Here is a 16,551-nt window from a genome sequence, read left to right as displayed (position 1 = left end):
CCAGAGTACGCCCGCACGCGGGGCCTGAAAACGATCGTTATCTAGAGTCCGCGGGCGGGAAGCGGGGTCTGGCCTGGCGCTTCATGTCCTGGACGTGTCCACACCAGAAGCCTGGCGCCAGTAGCGCACGAATGTCCCGTCTCAGTCTGAGGGGCGACGGTAGTCGAGGCGGTGGATGGCGTAGGCGCGGATGGCGGCTGCCAGCCGTGGGGCAAGGTGGCGATCTTCGGCCCCCACGACGTCTCGCTGCTGGGGGTCGCTCTCGATCAGGTCAGCGAGAGCGTGGTAGGCCGCGGGATCGACGGGCCACATGGCATGGACGGCTTCGTAGTGCTCCGCAACGATGTCGAGCGCTTGTGGTGAGGCGGGGTCGACGCCGGACTGACGTGCGCGGGATAGGCGGCCGTAGAGCTCCCGGCCGTCGGCCGCTGCCTGGTCGTAGTCGCTCCTGGTCCAATGTGCCGTGCGAGCGGCCGCGATCTGCAGGGTGCTGGCGGCAGCGTCTCCGAATCGTTCCTGAAGGGTGGCGGCAAGTTGTGCTCGTTCCTCGTCCAGTCCCCGGAAGAACTCCTCATCAGGCAGGCGGTCCTCGCCTTCGAGGTCGTCCAGGGTACGGACGATCGTGGCAGCGATCCGGTCGAGGCGGTCTCGCTCAGCGGTAACGAGCATCAGGTGGCGACGCAGCGCGGAGGCTTCGCCGTCATCTCCCGCGAGAATGGCGTTGATCTGCGGAAGCGAGACGTCGAGATCGCGCAGCAGCAAGATGCGCTGTAGCCGGCGCAGCTGGCTCCGGCCGTACCAGCGGTAGCCGTTGGAGGAAACCGCTGCCGGGGCGAGCAGACCGATCTCGTCGTAGTGCCGCAGGGTCCGGGCTGAGACGCCGGCCATCTTGGCGACTTGGCTGATCGAGTACTGCACAACCCAACGGTAGCGGCTTGACCCTCTCGCTACGGCAACTTCTAACGTCGCCTGTATGAGTGCAGCACAACCCTTCGTCATCAAGGCAGACCGCATCTTCGATGGGACGGCAGTTCTTGCTGGAACGCACGTGCGTGTTGATCGGGGTCTGGTCGACGCGGTCGGCGAGCAGGAGATCATTCGAGCGGGAGATGTGGTCATCGACGGCGAGGGCGGGACGCTGCTGCCCGGTCTCATTGACGCGCACGTGCATCTGGCGCCGGAGTGCACCGTGCTCGCCGCTCAGTTCGGCGTGACGACTCTCGTCGACCAGTTCTCCAAGCCGGACCTCATCGCGGCTGAACGCACGGCGGTGCTCACCTCTCGCCGCGGCGACGGACCTGCGCGCGCGGACTTCGTGACCTCGAGCATCGGCGCAACCGCCCCGGGAGGACACCCCACAATGGCGTACTCGCCCTTTCCCTATGTCACGGGCCCGGGCGATGCAGAGCCCTTCGTGGCTGGCCGGGTGGCCGAGGGCGCAACGCACCTGAAGGTAATCTACGACGACGGGTCTGGGGCGATGCTGGACATCCCGGCCCTAGACGAGGCGACGATCCTCGCCCTTGTCCAGAGCGCGCATACCGCCGGGCTGCCGGTCGTCGCTCACGTCTCGACGGGCGAGGGAGCAGCACTCGTCGCCCGGTGCGGGGTGGACATGCTCGCGCACGTGCCGTTCGTCCCCATGAGCCAGACGCAGCTGGACGAGGTGGCCACGGCCGGGCTCGCTGTCATCGCGACCTTGACGATCTCGGACGGCTTCCCCGTGCGCGCAGGGATCATGCCGCTGCGCGAGGACGTCCCGCTCGATACCCAGCTGACACCGGCCTGGCGCGAGATGCTCGACACCCAAGCCCGGCGGTGGATGCCACCCACCGGACCGAACCTGGGTGCGGCCTCTACCAACGTCCGTGAACTGGCACGGCGCGGCTGTGCGATCCTCGCCGGAACGGACGTCCCGAACCCCGGCCTGATCTACGGCGCCAGCCTCCACCGGGAGATTCACCACCTGGCTACAGCAGCCGGCCTCGGTCCCGCCGACGCCTTGCGCGCCGCAACCTCCGTGCCGGCGCGCCTATTCGGCCTGCCCGACCGCGGAACCCTGAGCCCAGGCAAGAGGGCAGACCTCGTGCTCGTGGACGGCAATCCCCTCGACGTCATCGCTGACACCGCCCGCGTGCGCCGGACATGGGTCGAGGGACGCGCCGTGGACCTCGCGGGCTACGAAGGCGGCCCCAGTGAGTCCGCGACCATCACGTGGCTGTCCGACTCCCAGGCGAAGATCCTTGCGGCCATCACGGAGATGTGGCCGGAGTTCGCCGCTGCCGCAGGCCTGGGCGAGCCGATTGAGCCCACCGGCAACCCACAGGTCGACGATGCTCTCCACGGGCTCACGAACCCCGACCGGGATGTGCGTCAGACCGCGGCCCTCGACCTCGGCACGTTGGCCGACCCTGCTGCCGCTCCGGTGCTTGTGGCACGGTTGTGGTCCGAGCAGGACTTCTTCGTCCGCGACACGCTCTCTTGGGCGGTCACCCGCGTCGCGGAGGCAGCCACACCCCTTCTGCTGGACGCCCTGGCCGGGGCCGATACTGCTTCGCGCGTGCAAGCGCTGCACGTCCTCAGCAAGATCGCGGACCCAGCGACCACAAACACCATCGTGCCGCTGGTAACCGACGACGACCCCGGCGTGGCGGCCAAGGCCAGGTGGGCACTCACCCGCATCGGCGACCCCCGAGCCATCCCGACCCTGGCAGCGCATCTGGGAACCGGCGACAGCACCAGTCAAAACGGACTCACCCGCGACCTCGCATCCTTCGGCGGAACGGCTGTGCCATTCCTCGTCACGTCACTGACCAGCGACGAGGCACCAGTGCGGCGCCACGCCGCCGAAGTCCTCGGCTTCATCGGCACGGGTGCCGAAGGTGCCACCGATGCCCTGGCCCAGGCGCTGCAGGACACCGACGAAGAGGTTCGCCTCTCGGCGGCCATGGCCCTGTACGAACTGCGCACTCCGACAGCTCAGGTGGTCCTCTCCCGCCACACTGAGGCGGACGATCCGCGACTCCGTGCCATCGCGAACCGCGCGCAGTCCAGAACGGAACGCACGAGATGACCACGTCACCACGTCCAGGACGGGCGGGCAGGGGCCTCGACGCTCGCACCGGCGAGATCACGCGTCTGGCAGCAATCCTCGCAACGCACGCTGAAAAGAGTCCAGGCATCCTCCGGCGCTACATCACGTTGCTGCCCGACGGTGTAACAGCTCTGGAGCTCCTATGGAATGACCTCGCGCGCTGTCCCACGACGCCCACCCGTGGATGGCGCACCGGCTGGAACGAACCCCTCGCAGACGAGGAGATTCGCCACCTCCTCTATCTTCTCGTCCAGTTCGGAGGATGGCACCGGGTCAAGGCGTGCAGCATCAGTCACTGTGGCCGCCCGTTCCTGGACGCCAGCAACGCCAACAATCGCCGCGCATGCTCCCGCCACATCCGTGGCGCAGCGAAGCGAGGCCAGCGGAGCGTTTCCAGCGCCACATGAGAGACCTATTTGTCCAGCGGGTGCTATCGCCGGTCGATGCCGTGGAGTCATGGACGGTGCTGGACGGTTACGGTGCCCCGGTGACTCCGATCGAGCGGTACCTCGCGTACTTGACTCAGATCGAGCGGTCTCCGAACACGGTCAAAGCCTACGCCCACGACCTGAAGGACTGGTTCGTGTTCCTCGGTGCCCAGAACCTGGACTGGCGTGAGGTGCGATTGGAGAACGTCGCCGAGTTCGTCGCCTGGCTACGCCGACCGCCGCAGCTGCGCGACGGGACGGTCCCGATCCTGCCGTCGGTGGAGCATCACTGCACTGAGTCCACGGTCAACCGGAAATTCTCCGCGCTCAGCGCTTTCTACCAGCACGCGGCGCGCCACGGCGTCGACCTCGGGGAGTTGCTCAGGACGTGGCAGCCGGCCGGAGGTCGTGGCTCGGGGTGGAAGCCGTTCCATGCCTGTGACCATCTGCGGGACCGGTTCTTGTTCGCGGTGCTGTTCGACACCGGGATGCGGATCGGTGAGGCGCTGGGGCTGCGGCACGAGGACATTGCCGCTGCCGAGTCCCAGATCACGGTCCAGCGCCGGGTCAATGACAACGGTGCCCGCTCCAAGTCATGCGCACCGCGGACGGTGCCGGTCAGCGCGGAGCTGGTCCGGCTCTACGCCGACTACCTTCACCTGGAGTACGACGATCTAGACTCCGACTACGTCTTCGTCAACCTCTGGGGCCGACCCCACGGTCACCCGCTGACCTACACGGCCGTCTACGACCTGGTCAAGCGTCTGCGGCGGCGCACCGGGATCGACTTCGGCCCGCACTGGTACCGCCACACCGCCGCGACCCGGATGCGGCGCGACGGTGTGCCGATCGAGGTGGTCTCCAAGCTCCTCGGCCACGCCGACATCACCACCACCGCCGCCGTCTACGGGCACCTGAGCGCCGAGGACGCTCGCAAGGCGCTGGAGGAAGCGGGTTGGTTCACCGGCCGAGAGGTGCGACTGTGAGTGCGCCGAGCCCGCTGGTGCCCGAACAGCCATCAAGGGCCGGGCGTGAGCGGCGCCGAACGTCCCTTCAGACCAACAGCTGGGATGCTGAGTACGGCAAGGACGTCTGGCGGCTGCGTGAACTTGGCATCAAGGACAGACGGCTGGCCCGGATCACCTTCGAGGACATCCCGCAGCCCTGGCTCAAAGCCTTGGCCAAACGCTGGGCCCGCTGGCGCCTGGCCACGGGCCTCGGGGTGGTCAGCGTCTCCTCGGGCACGCGGGCGATCGCGCACTTCGGGCAGTTCCTCGCGGACGTGGCACCCTCCGTCCAGGGGCTGGCAGACCTGGACCGGGACCTGCTGGAGTGCTACCTCGCGCACCTGCACGCCCGGTTCTCGGGCGCCGTGAAGCACCGCATGTTGATCGGCCAGCTGAACCTGTTCTTCACCACCATCCGGCAGCACGGCTGGGACGATTCCCTACCTTCGACGGTGATGTTCTCCAGCGAGGACTTCCCCAAGGAGGCCATCCGGCAACCGCGCGCGCTGAGCGAAACCGTGATGGCTCAGCTGGAGAACCCGGACAACCTCGCCAAGTGGAACAACGCCGCCTATGAGCTGATCACGCTGATCCTGATGGGCTGCGGGCTGCGCATCACCGACACCGTCCGTCTGCCGACCGACTGCATCGTCTACGACGGCGAGGGAGCGCCCTACCTGCGCTACCTCAACCACAAGATGAAACGCGAAGCCCTGGTGCCCATCGACGCCGACCTCGCCGAAGCCATCACTGCGCAGCGTCGCCGTGTGCACGAGCGGTGGCCGGGCGGGGAGCCGGTGCTCTTCCCGCGAGTCACGGACAACGACGACGGCCGCGAGTCGGTCGGGGACGGGGTCTACCGCAAGGCGCTGCACAGCTGGCTCAAGCGCTTCGACGTCCGTGATGAGCACGGCCAGCCCGTTCGCGTCGTCCCGCACAGTTTCCGGCACACCCTGGGTACGAGACTGATCAACCGAGACGTCCCCCAAGAAGTGGTCCGGCGGATTCTCGACCACGACTCCCACGTCATGACCGCCCACTATGCCCGGCTCAGTGACACCACGATCCGCCGGCACTGAGAAGCTTCACGGAAGGTCAACATCAAGGGCGAGACCGTCACCCTCGACCCGGACGGCCCCTTGGCCGAGGCGGCCTGGGCCAAGCAGCGCGTTGGGCAGGGCCACCCAGGCCCTGCCCAACGGCTTCTGCGGACTGCCGGTCCAGCAATCCTGCCCGCACGCGAACGCGTGCCTGAGCTGCCCAATGTTCATCACCACCTCCGAGTTCCTGCCCGAGCACCGCCAGCATCGTCAACAGGTCGTGCAGATCATCACCGCTGCCGAAGCCCGCGGACAGCAACGACTGATCGAGATGAACCAGCAGGTCCTGGGAAACCTCGATCAGATCATCACCTCGTTGGAGGACGACCAGGACGACGAGGCAAGTACCTGATGCATGCCGATAACAGCCACCACTTGATCGCCGCCGCCCAGCGGCGCCACGAGACCGCCCGTGCCAAAGCCACCCAGGCTCTTCGCGACCTCGACCGCGAGGGAGGAGCAGTCACCTTCCAGATCGTCGCGCAGAAGGCACACGTCTCGCGGTCCTGGCTCTACACCCAGGACGACATCTGCGCCGAGGTCCGCCGGCTCCGCGGCCTCCAGCAGGGTGCCGTCGGCGCACCACTGCCCGCGTCTCAACGTTCCACCGATGCATCCCTGATACGCCGCCTCGAAGTTGCCAACGCGCGCGTCCGCGACCTCACCGCCGAGAACCAGCGACTCCGGAAACAACTGGAACACGCCCTCGGGCGACTACGGGCGTCGAACCCGGAGCGGTGACTGGGGCCGAGCAGCTTGACGGACGACTCGAGATAACCACGTCCACAAGAAAGACCTCCGATCCGCTGAGTCTTGTGCTGGACGTCACGGCCACGTCTGACCAGACTCCAGATAACGGTCACAATGGCGTCGAGGGCCGGCCGACCGGGGCCGGGGCGACGACGAGGAGTGCCCATGCGCCACGACCAGACCACTCTCGCGGATTTTCGGGCGAGCCTGCTCGACGGGAGCGGGAAGGACTTGTCCGACTACGCCGGGCAGGTCGTCCTGGTGGTCAACACCGCGAGCAAGTGTGGGTTCACACCCCAGTACAAGGGGCTGCAGAAGCTGTACGAGGAGTTCCGCGACGAGGGCTTTGTAGTGCTCGGGTTCCCGTGTGACCAGTTCGCGCACCAGGAGCCGGGCTCCGACGAGGAGATCGGCGCGTTCTGCGAGCGCAACTTCGGCGTGGAGTTCCCGCTGTTCTCCAAGATCGAGGTCAACGGCTCGGATGCTCACCCGCTCTACGAGTGGCTCAAGTCCGAGAAGTCCGGGGTGCTCGGCGGCCGGATCAAATGGAACTTCACCAAGTTCCTCGTGGGCCGCGACGGCCACGTGATCGACAGGTTCGGACCCAACCGGAAGCCCGAGGACCTGCGGGAGGCGGTCGAGGCGGCACTGAGGGGGTAGTGACTCGCACGGCGTGAGTAACGATTTGAGCTGAGAACGGATTAAGCTTCGTAAGTCACTACTTACAACATTTGGAGCTTCATGTCCTTCGGACTCCGCCGCGCCGCGGCTGCGACCGCCGGCGCACTCGCCGTCGCCCTGACCCTCGGGTCGGCCACTCCCGCTTTCGCCCAGACCGCCAGCATCGACCCCTCGACACTCATCGATCCGTCGGCGCTCGGCCAGGAAGACTTCGAGGCGATCATCGACGCCGTCGGCTCCGTGCCGATCGGCTCGGCCGCCGGACTCCTCGGGTCGGTCGGTTCCGCCGACGTCCCGCTCGGCGAGGGCTCCTCGGCTCCTGTCGGCGAACCGACGCCGGTCGACACCTCGATCACCGAGACGGAGTTCCGCGGCATCGAGCGTTACCGCGCCGACGAGGCCGGAAACGATCAGGCGTACGAATACTGGACCATCGCCTCGAAGGCAATGCAGCGTGAGATCACCGTCGAGGTCGTCCCCTCGCGCGGCACGGGTGACGCCCCGGTCCTCTACATGCTCGACGGAGTCGGGGCACCGATCAGCAGCACCGGCTGGGCTCATCAGGCGTACATCGCTGATCGGATGAAGGACGAGAACGTTCACGTGGTGAACCCGGCGGGTGCCTACGCCTCGTACTACACCGACTGGGAAGAGTTCGACCAGCGCCTGGGGAACAACAAGTGGGAGACCTTCCTCACCGAGGAGCTGCCGGCGATCGTCGACGAGCGGCTCAACACGAACGGCAAGGCAGGCGTCGGCGGCATCTCCATGGGCGCTCAGGCGGCCATGCACCTGGCAGCTACACACACCGATGTCTACGACGCCGTGATGTCGTTCAGTGGCTTCTACTCGACCATGGACGCCCTCGGGTACCAGACCGTGCGGCTTTCCGTTGAGACTCGCGGTGGAGACGTCGAGAACATGTGGGGCCCGCACCGTAGCGCGCGGTGGGCGGAAAACGACACCATCTCGCACCCGGAGGGCCTGCGGGGCAAGGCTGTGTACTTCTCGGCCGGAAACGCCGAGATCGGTCCCGATGACGTCAAGCAGTACGGTGCCAACTACCAAGACCTGATAATCGGGTTGGTGCTGGAGATGGGCGTGTACGAGAACTCGAAGGCCTTCGAGAAGGCACTCGATCGTGCCGGGGTCGAGCACAAGGTGGACTTTGCCGACACCGGTCTGCACAACTGGCCGAACTTCCTCAAGAACTTCGATTCCGGTTGGGACTACATCAAGCCCGCCTTGTACGGCGGAGACGTCGAGCCCGGAACGGGCACCCCGGGTGCATCCGGCTCAGCCGGTTCCCTGGGGACCTCCGGATCCCTGGGCTCCTCCGGGTCCACCGGTTCCTGATCGACCTTCTCGAGAAGCGGTCCTGCGCTCCCACACCGGGGCGCAGGGCCGCTTCCGCATAGTTCGGCCGCACCCACCTCGGCCACACTCACAATGAGGGGACCCCGATGAACACCCGCGTCCGTCGCCGCGCAACCGTCACCGCCACCGTCCTCGCGGCCATCCTGTCCCTGGGATTCGCCGCGCCCGCCTCCGCCCAGATCGGCGGCGATATCGACACCTCGTCCCTGGGACTCGAGGAGGTGGAGCTGATCGGGTCTGCGGCCGGTTCCCTTCCGCTGGGCTCGACACTCGGGTCGCTCGGGTCGGCCGGTTCCACCAACATCCCGCTCGGCGGCACCGGGTCATACGTGGAGCTTCCCAACCCGCCGCGACCGCGCGACGACTCGATCGACTCGGTCGAGCTCCGCGCCATCACCCAGCACGGAGAGTACGAGCACTGGCTCGTCACCTCCGCCGCCATGCAGCGCGAGATCGTGCTCGAGGTGCTCCCGTCCCGCGTGACGGACAAGGGGTCGGCGCCCGTGTTGTATCTCCTCGACGGGGTCGACTCGGTCGAAGGTAACTCGGGCTGGAAGCGGGCCGGAAACATGCCCGCGCGCATGGCCGAGGAGAACGTCCACCTGGTGACACCCACGGGAGGCCCCTCCTCGTACTGGTCCGACTGGCAGAGCGAGGACGAGGTCTTCGGCTACAACAAGTGGGAGACGTTCCTCACCGAGGAGCTGCCCGACCTCGTCGAGGCGGAACTGGCGACCCGGGGCACGAAGCACAACGGCAAGAACGGAATCGCCGGCGCGTCGATGGGTGCGCAGGCCGCAATGCACCTGGCGGCCACCTACCCGGAGCTGTACGACGGCGTCATGGCGCTCTCCGGCTACTACTCGACCACCGACGAGCTGGGTTACCAGTCGGTCCGTGGCTCGGTGGATGGGCGCGGCGGCGATTCCGCCAACATGTGGGGCCCGCGCGGAAGCGATCTGTGGAAGTACCACGACACGATCTCCCACCCGGAGGGTCTGGAGGGCACCGCGGTGTACTTCGCGACCGGGGGCTTGGCGATCTCCGAAGGGGATCTCCGGAACTACGGCGACGACTACTTCGCCATGCTGCAGGGCCTGGTGCTGGAAAAGGGGGTCATCGAGGGGGCCAGGAGCTTCTCCCGCGAACTCGACCGCCACGGCATCGCGCATCGCGTGGACTACGGCGACGAGGGCCTCCACGGGTGGCAGACGTTCGTCGACTACATCACGCCCGGCTGGGACCACATCAAGCCGGCTCTCCAGAACTGATCCCCGGCGGAAGCCCCCCGCGCACGCCCGTCGAGAAGACAGTTCGGCACACCCGCCTCTCGCGCGACGTGTGCGGAACTGTCTTTTCGATGGAGTCGACGGGGTCGATGCGGCGGCTGGTCAGGCCGCGGCCAGCCGCAGGCGGTCCAGGTGCCGGGCGATCGAGTCGAGCGCCCGGTCGAGCACCGGCGCCTCCGGCAGGCACACGATGCGGAAGTGGTCGGGTTCGGGCCAGTTGAAGCCGGTCCCGTGGGTGACCAGCACGTGCTCGGAGCGAAGGAGGTCCAGGGCGAACTGCTCGTCGCTGGAGATGCCGAACATCTCGCGGTCGAGGCGCGGGAAGCAGTACAGCGCGCCCCGCGGCGCCACGCAGCTCACGCCGGGTATGGCGTTGAGGCGCTCGGTGGTCCGGGCCAGCTGCCGCTCGAGTCGACCGTCCGGGTCCACCACGTCGTGGCCCCACGGTGAGTCCTCGGCCAGGGCGACGGGGATCGCGTGCTGTGCGGGGACGCCGGGGCAGACCCGCATGTTGGACAACAGGGTCAGTCCCTCCAACAGGTCGGTGGCGTGGGAGATCGGGCCGGTCGCGACCACCCAGCCGGCCCGGTAGCCGCACACCCTGTACGCCTTGGACAGCCCGCCGAAGGTCAGGCACAGTACGTCGTCGCCGGCCGCCCGCGCGGCGTGGTGGTGGCGGGCGTCGCCGAAGAGGACCTTCTCGTAGATCTCGTCGGACAGCAGGACGAGCCCGTGGCGGCGCGCGATGTCGGCCATCCCCCGGACGGTGTCCTCGCTGTATACCGCGCCCGTGGGGTTGTTGGGGTTGATCATGACCAGGGCGGTGGTGCGTGGGGTGACCCTGGACTCGATGTCCTCGAGCGACGGGTTCCAGCCGTCGGACTCGTCGGCGAGGTAGTGCACGGGCACGCCTCCGGTGAGGTTCACGGCGCCCGTCCAGGTCGGGTAGTCGGGGGCGGGGACCAGGATCTCGTCGCCGGGGTCGACCATGGCCTGCAGGACCAGCGTGATGAGTTCGCTCACGCCGTTGCCGAGGAAGACGTTCTCGGGCGAGACGCCACCGATCCCGTGTCGGCGGTAGTAGTCCGCCACGGCCTCGCGGGCGGTGGGGATGCCGCGGGAGTCGGAGTAGGCCTGCCCGGCGGCGAGTCCCGCCGCCACCGCGTCGACGAGCTCCGGCCGGGCGGTGAGCCCGAAGGGGTGCATGTTGCCCAGGTTGAGCCGCAGGATGTCGTGTCCCTCGGCCTCGAGGCGCATCGCCTCGGTGAGGATCGGGCCACGCACGTCGTAGCGCACGTCGTGGAGTCGTCGGGACTGGCGGTAGGTCGTCATGGAACCCATCCCACCCCGAAAGTGGCGCCCCCGGGAGGTCCATTTTGCGCAGATGCGTGAGACCACTTTGCGGTGTCGTGGCATACGCTCACCCCATGGCCCGTACCGCACGCCCCGGATCCCTGGTGGTGGGGCGGGTGTCGGGGGCTGCGGAGCTGGCGGACGCGATCATCGACCTGGTCGCCGGCGGATCCGTGGCCGACGGCGACCGGCTGCCCTCCACGCGCGCGCTCGCCGAGCAGACCGGACTGTCCCGCGGGACCGTGGTTCGCGCGTTCGATGAACTGTCGGCGGCCGGCTTCGTCGTCTCCACCCAGGGGTCGGGGACCCGGGTCGCCGCCGGAGCCGGTCAGGCGGCACGGGCCGGGGCGCGGACGCGCGGAGTCAGCCGAACCTCGTCGTCGTCGCCACTCATCCGGCAGGGCACCCGCACCTCGTCACCGGAGGTTTCGGCGGCGACCACTGCGTCACCCGCGCCCGCGCCCGCGCCCCCGGCGCCGGCTCCGCCCGCACCGCGCCGCGGCCGGTCGCCGCGCGATCTCCGTCCCGGGATCCCCGATGCCTCCCTCATCGACGATCGTGCCTGGCGGTCGGCGGTGCGCGCCGCCGCGGCGCAGGGTCTGGCGGGCCTGAACCCGTGGGAGGAGCCGAGCCCGGCGTTGCGCGTGGCGGTGGCCGATCACCTCCGCCGTCATCGGGGGATCGCCGCGGGCGACCCGGTGCTGTTCGACAGCTCGCGGTCGGCGATCGCGGCCCTGTGCGCGTCGTTCGCCGCCGCAAACCAGGGGCGGACCGGGTCCGCGACCGTGCGGTTCCACACCGAGGACCCCGGGTACCGCGGGGCGGTGCTCATGGCCCGCGAGCAGGGCCTGGAGGTGCGGTTTCATCCGGCGGAGCCCGGCGGCCTCGACGCGGCGCGGCTGGGGTCGGAGCCGGCGATCGTCTTCACCACGCCCGCGCACCAGTTCCCGCTCGGCCACCGCATGAGCGTGGACCGCCGGGTCGCGCTCGTGGAGTGGGCGCGTCGGAGCGGGTCGCTGGTGATCGAGGACGACTACGACGGCGAGTTCCGCTACGGCGTCGCCCCGCTGCCCGCGCTGGTCAGCCTCCCCGCGGCCACCGACCACGTCGCCTACGTGGGCACGTCGTCCAAATCCGTGGCCCCGGACCTGCGCGTGGCGTGGTGCCTGCCGCCGACGGCGATGCGCCGCGAGGTCGAGCGCTGGCTCGCGGTCCACCGGCGGGGCCCGTCGACGCTGCCCGCCGAGGCGCTGGCCGCGTTCATCACCTCGGGCGCGATGGACCGACACCTGGCGCGGGCGGCGCGCGTGTACAGCGACCGCCGTTCGAGGCTCGTGGCGGCGCTGCGCCGGGAACGCCCGGACCTCGAGGTCACGGGCGTGGAAGCGGGCCTGCACCTGTGCGTGGCGCTGCCCGGATATGACGACGACGAGGTGGTGCGCGCGCTCGAGCGGGCCGGGTGGCGCACGCGATCGCTCGGCGGGCAGGCCGCGCAGCACGCGGTGTCCGGCCTGGTGCTGAGCTTCGCGCGGCTCTCCTCGCGCGACGCGGCCGACTTCGCGGTGGAGCTCCGACGGGTACTGGAGCGGCTCGGATCCGGATGATCTCCGTCCGCGGGCGCCCGGCCGGTGCTTGAATCCTGACGGTAGTCAACTCATCGCATCGGAAAGCGGTTCACACATGGGTCAGGAACAGTCACTGGCGGGCAGGGTCGCCTTCATCACCGGCGCGGCGAGGGGGCAGGGGCGCAGTCACGCCGTGGAGCTCGCCCGGCGGGGAGCGCGGATCCTCGCGATGGACATCTGCGAGGACATCGACACCGTCCCCTACGGGCTGGCAACCGCCGATGACCTGCAGCAGACGGTCGCCGAGGTCGAGGCGGTCGGCGGGGAGATCGTCGCGGTGACGGGCGACGTGCGCGAGCCGGCGGACGTCGCGGCGGCGGTCGACGCCTGCCGGGAGCGCTTCGGCGTCCCGGACATCGTGGTGGCCAACGCGGGGATCAACTCCCAGCGCGGCGAGGAACCGGACGCCCAGCAGGCGTTCCTGGACACCATCATGGTGAACCTCGTGGGGGTGTGGAACACGGTCCACGCCATCGCCCCGCTGATGATCGAGCGCGGAGAGGGCGGGTCGATCGTCCTCATCTCGTCGACCAACGGCTTGTCCGGGCGGGGAGGCGACGGGTCAGGCGCGGCCACGGGGTACACAGCCAGCAAGCACGGGGTGGTGGGGCTCATGCGCAGCTTCATGATCTGGCTCGCGCCGCACAACATCCGCATCAACACGATCCACCCGGCCGGCGTCCTGACCGCGATGGTGGCGCACGACGAGATGGCCAGGTGGTTCGCGAACAACCCCGAGGGCCACACGATGGGCAACGCCCTGCCCGTGCCGATGCTCGAGCCCATCGACATCTCGCGGGCCGTTCTCTACCTGGTGGAGGAGTCCGGCCGCCACGTCACCGGGGTGACGATGCCCGTCGACGCGGGGTTCACCGCGAAGTAGCCGGCCGGCCGCCGGTGGGGAGACCGGCGGCCGGAGGAGCGGATGCGGGGGGACGTGACCGGTCTTACTGTGAGCGCCAGCGACATCCGCGGCGAGCACCCTCCAGGAGGCGCACGATGGGCACTTCATTCTGGCGACGCACGACGATCGATTCCCCGGCGGCCGAGTTCCCGGACGGCGAGCACGTCGACCTGGTGATCGCGGGGGCCGGGTTCACCGGCCTGATCACGGCGCTGATGGCCGCCGCGCGCGGCAAGGCGGTCGTGGTCCTGGAGGCGCACACGGTGGGCGCGGGGGCCAGCGGCGCGACCACGGCCAAGGTCTCGGTCCTGCAGGGCACCCGACTGTCGAGCATCCGCTCCAAGCACGGGTTGGAGACGGCGCGCGCGTACGCCGACGCCAACCGGTACGGACTCGACTGGTGGGCCGAGTTCTGCGAGACCCACGGCGTCGACTCCCAGCGTCGGCGTGCGGTGACGTTCTCCAAGGGACGGATGGGCACGTCGACCCTGCGCAAGGAGATGAAGACCCTCGTCGACCTGGGTCTGCCCGCCCGCTGGTACGACCGGGTGGACGTGCCGTTCCCGGCCCGGTCCGCCGTGGAGCTGCCGGATCAGATGCAGATCGACCCGGTGGAGGCGCTCGCGGCGCTGGCCCGCGCGGCCACGGCCCTCGGCGTGCGGATCGTGGAGCACGCCCGTGTCACCGGACTCACAGCGCAGGGGACAGGGGAGGACGCGTTCGTCGAGGTCACCGCGCATCCGGGCACGATGACCGCCCGCGACGTCGTGCTGGCGACCGCGTCCCCGGCCCTGGACCGCGGCCCGACCGTGGCGACGATGGAACCCGAGCGGTCCTACCTCTGCGCGTTCGACTACTCCGGAGGCCTGCCGGAGGGGATGTACGGCTCGGTCGAGAGCCCGGTCCGCTCGCTGCGGACGGTGCCCTCACCCGGCGGTGAGGTGCTGTTCGTCGGCGGCAACGGGCACCGCACCGGCACCGCCACGGGCACCGCGTCCAAGATCGACTCGCTGCGGGAGTACGCGGAGAAGTACTTCCCCGGCGCGACGATGACCCACGGCTGGTCCGCGCAGGATTTCCACCCGGTGACGATGCTGCCCAAGTCCGGGCCCCTGCCGTGGGGCAAGGGGCGCGTGCACTTCGCGGGCGGCTACAGCAAGTGGGGCCTCACGGGCGCGCCGGCGGCGGCCGGGATCATGGTGGACCGGCTCGAGGGCGTGGACCCGCGGGTGTCGTTCGGCAAGCCCAGCATCACGGGCATCGCGAAGAACGCCGTGCCCCTGTTCGCGGACGTGCCCGTCCAGCTCGCGGCGACCGCGGCGCAGGCGATCGTGCGCAAGCCACGGCCGAGTATCCGACCGATGGGGGAGGCGACGGGCGACGACGGCGAGACCTGCCGCGTCGGCCTGCTGTGCCCCCACATGGGAGCCGCGCTGACGTGGAACGACGTGGAGCGGTCGTGGGACTGTCCCTGGCACGGGTCCCGCTTCTCGGCGTGTGGCGAGCTCATCGAGGGCCCGGCCACCAGCGACCTCAAGAGGTACGACACGCCCCGCTGACCCGACCGGCTGGCGCGCGCAGCTGACACGAACGGCTGACATGAGCCGCGCCCCGGCCGGTCGGGGAAGGGCCGGGTCGGGGCGCAGCGAGTGTCACCGGCGGGTCAGGCGGGCGGCATCAGGACTCCGTCGAGGACGTGGATGACGCCGTTGGTGGCGTCCACGTCGGTCTGGACGACGTTGATGCGCGTGCCGTTGCCGTCGACGAGGGCGACGTTCTCGCCCTCCACCTCGACCGTGAGCTCCCCGCCCTGGAGGGTCGCGACCGTCTGGCCGTCCATCTCGAGGACGTCGGCCGCGGGGACCTCACCCTCGATCACGTGGTACTGCAGGATCTGCGCCAGGTCGCCCGTGGGGTCGGCCAGCAACTCGTCCAGCGTGCCCTCGGGCAGGGCCTCGAACGCCTCGTCTGTGGGGGCGAAGACCGTGAACGGACCGGGCCCTTTGAGGGTCTCCGTCAGGCCCGCGGCCTCGATGGCCTGGGTGAGGGTGGTGAAGTCGCCCGCGGCGTTCGCCGTGTCGACGATGTCGCCCTCGGCCGCAGCGCCGGTCTCCTCGGTGGTGGTCTGGTCGGTCGTGGTCTCGTCGGTGGTGGTCTCCTCCGTCATCATCTCCGTGGTGGTCTCGTCGGCCGTGGTCGTGCCACCGTCATCGTCGGTGCCGCACGCTCCCATGAACACCGCGAGCCCGATGGCTCCCGTCACTGCGATCGTCCGCTTCATCAAGCTTCCTTTCGTCGGGGTTGCCCGTCAGTGTCCGCACTGCACAGGGGGTACGTGAACCCTCGTGGCCTGATCGTTGTGGACCCGTGACGGGATGGGGACAGGCCCCCCGGGCCGCGCCTCGGGAGGATGCCCTTGCTTGCGAGCGTCCCGGGAGTCGTCGAAACTCGAGACGGAACGCTGGCCGCCGGCCACCGCGTACACCCGTCTACGAAGAAGCAGGAGCATCGATGAGCCCCACCGATCAGGGTCCGAACCCGTTCGTCGTCGACATCGAGGACGCCACCCTCGCCAACGACAACTACCGCACCACGCTGTGGACGGGATCGCACATGCAGCTGACCGTCATGAGCATCAAGCCCGGGGACGACATCGGTCTCGAGGTCCACGACGACCACGACCAGTTCCTGCGCGTCGAGGCAGGGAAGGGCCGGGTCGAGATGGGCCCCGCGAAGGATCAGCTCGACTTCGTGCGCGAGGTCTCCGACGACTGGGTCATCCTCGTGCCCGCCGGGAGCTGGCACAACGTCACCAACACCGGCGAGGAGGACCTCAAGGTGTACTCGCTGTACGGTCCGCCGGAGCACGAGCACGGGACCGTCCACCCGACCAAGGCGGACGACCACCACGATCACTGAGCACGACCACTGACGACCACTTAC

15 protein-coding genes are annotated in these 16,551 nt (G+C 69.0%); 12 read left to right on the top strand and 3 right to left on the bottom strand.

Features of this window, described 5'->3' with window-relative positions:
• Window positions 1–141 precede the first annotated feature (141 nt).
• Window positions 142–918: a MerR family transcriptional regulator gene (locus VZF99_RS15440; RefSeq protein WP_407335279.1), complete on the bottom strand. Its 777-nt coding sequence runs from the start codon at window positions 916–918 to the stop codon at window positions 142–144.
• A 55-nt stretch (window positions 919–973) separates the two neighbouring features.
• On the opposite strand from VZF99_RS15440, the gene VZF99_RS15435 reads away from it, so the two are divergent.
• The 8 genes from VZF99_RS15435 to VZF99_RS15400 all read left to right on the top strand — a co-directional run bounded on the left by VZF99_RS15435 (window position 974) and on the right by VZF99_RS15400 (window position 9,708).
• Complete coding sequence (locus tag VZF99_RS15435) at window positions 974–3,073, top strand: HEAT repeat domain-containing protein (protein ID WP_407335278.1); 2,100 nt, start codon at window positions 974–976, stop codon at window positions 3,071–3,073.
• Between the two features lie 424 nt (window positions 3,074–3,497).
• The gene (locus tag VZF99_RS15430; protein ID WP_407335277.1) at window positions 3,498–4,508 is read left to right on the top strand and encodes a site-specific integrase; all 1,011 of its coding nucleotides are present in this window, start codon (window positions 3,498–3,500) and stop codon (window positions 4,506–4,508) included.
• Window positions 4,505–5,608, top strand: coding sequence for a tyrosine-type recombinase/integrase (locus tag VZF99_RS15425; protein WP_407335276.1), 1,104 nt, complete (start codon window positions 4,505–4,507; stop codon window positions 5,606–5,608). Before VZF99_RS15430 ends, VZF99_RS15425 begins: the two co-directional genes overlap by 4 nt.
• A gap of 184 nt (window positions 5,609–5,792) precedes the next feature.
• On the top strand, window positions 5,793–5,981 hold the full coding sequence (locus tag VZF99_RS15420) for a hypothetical protein (protein WP_029248233.1): 189 nt from the start codon (window positions 5,793–5,795) through the stop codon (window positions 5,979–5,981).
• The gene (locus tag VZF99_RS15415; protein ID WP_010079171.1) at window positions 5,981–6,370 is read left to right on the top strand and encodes a DUF6262 family protein; all 390 of its coding nucleotides are present in this window, start codon (window positions 5,981–5,983) and stop codon (window positions 6,368–6,370) included. Before VZF99_RS15420 ends, VZF99_RS15415 begins: the two co-directional genes overlap by 1 nt.
• Window positions 6,371–6,544: 174 nt before the next feature.
• A complete protein-coding gene (locus tag VZF99_RS15410) occupies window positions 6,545–7,039 on the top strand; it encodes a glutathione peroxidase (RefSeq protein ID WP_069389837.1) in 495 nt (164 codons plus the stop codon).
• Window positions 7,040–7,120: 81 nt separating this feature from the next.
• Complete coding sequence (locus tag VZF99_RS15405; RefSeq protein ID WP_407335275.1) at window positions 7,121–8,416, top strand: alpha/beta hydrolase; 1,296 nt, start codon at window positions 7,121–7,123, stop codon at window positions 8,414–8,416.
• A gap of 107 nt (window positions 8,417–8,523) precedes the next feature.
• Window positions 8,524–9,708 (top strand): alpha/beta hydrolase, encoded by a 1,185-nt coding sequence (locus VZF99_RS15400; RefSeq protein WP_407335274.1) that lies wholly within the window; start codon window positions 8,524–8,526, stop codon window positions 9,706–9,708.
• Between the two features lie 120 nt (window positions 9,709–9,828).
• Here VZF99_RS15400 and VZF99_RS15395 read toward each other — a convergent pair whose 3' ends face one another.
• Entirely contained in the window at window positions 9,829–11,058 is a 1,230-nt protein-coding gene (locus VZF99_RS15395) for a pyridoxal phosphate-dependent aminotransferase (protein ID WP_407335273.1), read from the bottom strand.
• A 95-nt stretch (window positions 11,059–11,153) separates the two neighbouring features.
• Between VZF99_RS15395 and VZF99_RS15390 the strand changes: the two genes are divergently transcribed.
• From VZF99_RS15390 to VZF99_RS15380, 3 genes are all read left to right on the top strand, one after another.
• Window positions 11,154–12,683: a PLP-dependent aminotransferase family protein gene (locus VZF99_RS15390; RefSeq protein WP_407335272.1), complete on the top strand. Its 1,530-nt coding sequence runs from the start codon at window positions 11,154–11,156 to the stop codon at window positions 12,681–12,683.
• Window positions 12,684–12,759: 76 nt separating this feature from the next.
• Entirely contained in the window at window positions 12,760–13,587 is an 828-nt protein-coding gene (locus tag VZF99_RS15385; protein WP_120285524.1) for a mycofactocin-coupled SDR family oxidoreductase, read from the top strand.
• A 116-nt stretch (window positions 13,588–13,703) separates the two neighbouring features.
• Window positions 13,704–15,167: an FAD-dependent oxidoreductase gene (locus VZF99_RS15380; protein ID WP_120285523.1), complete on the top strand. Its 1,464-nt coding sequence runs from the start codon at window positions 13,704–13,706 to the stop codon at window positions 15,165–15,167.
• A 104-nt stretch (window positions 15,168–15,271) separates the two neighbouring features.
• On the opposite strand, the gene VZF99_RS15375 is transcribed toward VZF99_RS15380, so the two are convergent.
• Entirely contained in the window at window positions 15,272–15,889 is a 618-nt protein-coding gene (locus VZF99_RS15375; RefSeq protein WP_120285522.1) for a fasciclin domain-containing protein, read from the bottom strand.
• A gap of 230 nt (window positions 15,890–16,119) precedes the next feature.
• On the opposite strand from VZF99_RS15375, the gene VZF99_RS15370 reads away from it, so the two are divergent.
• Entirely contained in the window at window positions 16,120–16,527 is a 408-nt protein-coding gene (locus VZF99_RS15370) for a cupin domain-containing protein (RefSeq protein WP_120285521.1), read from the top strand.
• Window positions 16,528–16,551 lie beyond the last annotated feature (24 nt).

The sequence above is a fragment of the Dietzia kunjamensis genome (genome assembly GCF_045689975.1).
Classification (GTDB): domain Bacteria; phylum Actinomycetota; class Actinomycetes; order Mycobacteriales; family Mycobacteriaceae; genus Dietzia; species Dietzia kunjamensis.
This window is presented reverse-complemented; position numbering and strand designations above follow the sequence as displayed.